Here is a 2869-nt window from a genome sequence, read left to right as displayed (position 1 = left end):
CGGGCGGGCCGGCGCGCTCGGCGACGTACGGGCCGAGACGGCCGCCGCCGCGCTCGGCTTCATCGCTCCCGACGCGGTCGCCCGGTGATGTAGAAGGCCCAGCCGGAGATCCCCAGCAGCCGGGCCCGGCGCAGCGTCGCCGGAGAGCGGGCGAAGGCCTCCCCCAACTCCAGCACCAGTGGCTTGCTGGCGGCGGCGACCTGTTCCGGGGTCATCGTCGCCGCCCCACCGTCCGTCCACCGTGGTCGTTCATCACACTCAGTCTGCCCGGTGGCCACCGTCTGCGGCATCCCCCTCTTCGGCGTCCAGCGCCTCCAGCGCGCCCTCCACCTCCCCGGCCCGGCGGCGGGCCGCGGTGACCGCCCGTTCCGCCCCCCGGCGGGCCAGCTTGGCGCGGCTCAGCTCCTGCTCGGCGACGGCCCGGCGGCGCTCCAACTCGGCCAGCTCCGTCTCGATCCGGTCCAGGGTGGCGGCGCCGTCCTGCTCGGACCGGGTGGCCTCGGTCAGTTCCCGCTCGGCGCGGCCCTGCTCGTCGCGGGCCTTGGCCAGTTCGCGTTCCAGGGCCCACCGGCGTTTCGCCCGTTCGGCCCGGGCGGCCCGTTCGGCGGCCCGCTCGTCGCGCTCCCGCCGGCTCTCGGCCCGCGCGGCCGCCCGGTCCGGCACGGGCGGCTCCTCGCCACCCCCGGTGACCAGCCGCAGCTGCGGCCGGGGCACCTCGCCGAAGCCGGCGTAGTGCACGGACCGGAGCAGCCGCCCGGCCCGCACCTGTTCGGCCACCTCGGTGTCGGAGAGGGCGGCGTTGAGGGTCGCCTCCACCTCCCCGAGCGGCAGTTTTCCGGCCGGCGGGGCACTGGGCTCGGCGGCGGCCAGCTTGCGTACCTCGGTGACGAGGGCGCCGACCACGGCCCGGCGCTGCGCGGAGAGCTCGCGCAGCCGGGCGCCGCGCAGCTCGCGCTGGGCGGTCCGCAGCGATTCCGCGAGCTGGGCCAGGTCGGCGACCAGCTCGGGGCGGCGGATGGCGAGCAGGTTGACCAGCCAGGCGGCGACGGTGGGCCGGCGCAGCTTGCCGATCTCCCGGGCGGCCTTCGGGTCACCGGACCGGCGTGCCTCGGCCACGGCGGCGTCCCGGGCCGCCACGAAGCGGTCCGGTGGCGTCGCGTAGAGCTGCTGGACCAGGTCGGGGGTGGGTCCGGGCACGGCGGTCAGGCGTCGATCCGGGTGCCCGGTTCGAGGCGGCGGTAGTCGGTGTTCGACAGCGCGGCGTACTGCCGGTCGAGCACCCCGAAACCGTTGGCGTTGAGCAGCCCGTCGTGCAGGGCGTACGCCCGGCGCGGGGCGACCGCCCGGATGAAGTCGACCACCTCGGAGAACTTGTTCCACGGCGCGTGGATCGGGGCGAAGAGGGTGTCCACCTGGATGTCGTCCGGCACCACCAGGGAGTCGCCCGGGTGATAGACCACGTCGTTGAAGACGTAGCCCAGGTTGGAGATGACCGGGATGTCCGGGTGGATCACCGCGTGCTGGCCCCCGTACGCTCGCACCGGCACGCCGGCGGCGGTGAACGTCTCGCCCGGCGCGACCACGGTCAGCGCCTCGGCGGCGTCGCCGAGGACGCCGGCGAGCGAGGCCGGCCCGTGGACCGGTGCCGGCCGGCGGTCCAGCGCCCGGGTCAGCGCCTCGACGTTCACGTGGTCCGGGTGCTCGTGCGTGATCAGCACCGCGTCCGCCCCGTCCAGCGCCTCGGGCTCGCTGTAGACCCCCGGGTCCACCACGAGCACTCCCCCGTCGTGCTCGATCCGGAGGCAGGAGTGGGCGTACTTGGTGACCTGCATCGTGACTCCTCGATTATCGAATCGTGACGTCCTGAGCGCAGTCTGCCGGAACCGGCGCGACGGCGCGTCGCGTCCGAGGTATCGGCCCCGGCGCGGGGCCGTCGAGGAGCGGAGCGGGGACATGAGCGAGCGTCAGCGAGATCGCGGTACGCGCGGACCGGCCGGACGCCGCCGCGGGGTGCTGCTGGCCGTGTGCGGACTGGCCGCGGTGCTGGTCACGGCGGGTTGCGGCGCCGACGGCGGGAACAGCGCGTCGGACTCGGGGCGGGCGCCGGCGGCGGGTGGCGCCGCGGACGCGGGCGCCGGGGCGGCGCCGGAGAAGGCGGCCCCCGCCGCCACCGGCTCCGGCGGGACGGACCTGCGGATGGACCAGCGGTCCATCATCTACACCGGGACCATGCAGGTCCGGGTGGCGGACGTGGACCGGGCGGCCGGCGAGGCGACCGACCGGGTCCGGGCGGCGGGCGGTTTCGTCGGCGGCGACCAGCGCAGCAGCGAGTCCTCCGACGCCCGGGCAGAGCTGACCCTGCGGGTGCCGGCGGACCGGTTCACCACGGTCGTCGACCAGCTGGCCGGACTCGGCAAGCAGGAGCGGCGCGAGATCCACACGCAGGACGTCACCGAGGAGACCGTCGACCTGGACGCCCGGATCGCCACCCAGCGGGCCCGGGTGGGCAGCGCCCGGAAGCTGCTGGCCCGGGCCACCACGATCAACGAGCTGGTGACGCTGGAGAACGAGGTGGGCCGGCGGGAGGCCGACCTGGCCTCGCTGGAGGCGAAGAAGCGCCGGCTGGCCGACCTGACCGCGCTCTCCACGATCACGGTGACCTTCCTCGGCCCGGACCAGACCACCGCCGACGAGGGCCCGGAACTCGGTTTCCTGGTCGGGCTGAAGGGCGGCTGGAACGTCTTCGTCACCACGTTCTTCGTGGTGCTCACCGTGCTGGGGGCGCTGCTGCCGTTCGCGCTGGTGATCGGCGTACCGGTGGTGCTGCTGGTCCGCCGGGCGCGCCGGCGGCGGGCCCGGAGATCGGAAG

Annotated in this window: 3 protein-coding genes and 1 pseudogene; 1 reads left to right on the top strand and 3 read right to left on the bottom strand. The window is 75.5% G+C overall.

From position 1 onward, the window contains the following. Positions 1–77: 77 nt before the first annotated feature. The 3 genes and pseudogenes from ACWEVO_RS34225 to ACWEVO_RS34215 all read right to left on the bottom strand — a co-directional run. A pseudogene (locus tag ACWEVO_RS34225) lies at positions 78–215 on the bottom strand (SCO6745 family protein); the annotation flags it as partial. A 43-nt stretch (positions 216–258) separates the two neighbouring features. Further along, positions 259–1197: a hypothetical protein gene (locus ACWEVO_RS34220; RefSeq protein ID WP_452311553.1), complete on the bottom strand. Its 939-nt coding sequence runs from the start codon at positions 1195–1197 to the stop codon at positions 259–261. A gap of 5 nt (positions 1198–1202) precedes the next feature. Beyond that, on the bottom strand, positions 1203–1832 hold the full coding sequence (locus ACWEVO_RS34215) for an MBL fold metallo-hydrolase (RefSeq protein WP_452311552.1): 630 nt from the start codon (positions 1830–1832) through the stop codon (positions 1203–1205). Between the two features lie 121 nt (positions 1833–1953). On the opposite strand from ACWEVO_RS34215, the gene ACWEVO_RS34210 reads away from it, so the two are divergent. After that, positions 1954–2869 (top strand): DUF4349 domain-containing protein (locus ACWEVO_RS34210; protein ID WP_452311551.1); only part of this gene is annotated, 916 nt, incomplete at its 3' end.

The sequence above is a fragment of the Micromonospora sp. NPDC003776 genome, assembly GCF_053605645.1.
Note: the sequence above shows the minus strand (reverse complement) of the source record. Positions and strands in the feature narration are given on the sequence as shown.

Coding starts and splice junctions, on each gene's coding strand:
- ACWEVO_RS34215 (WP_452311552.1), bottom strand. CDS start 1,832: ATGCAGGTCACCAAGTACGCCCACTCCTGCCTCCGGATCGAGCACGAC.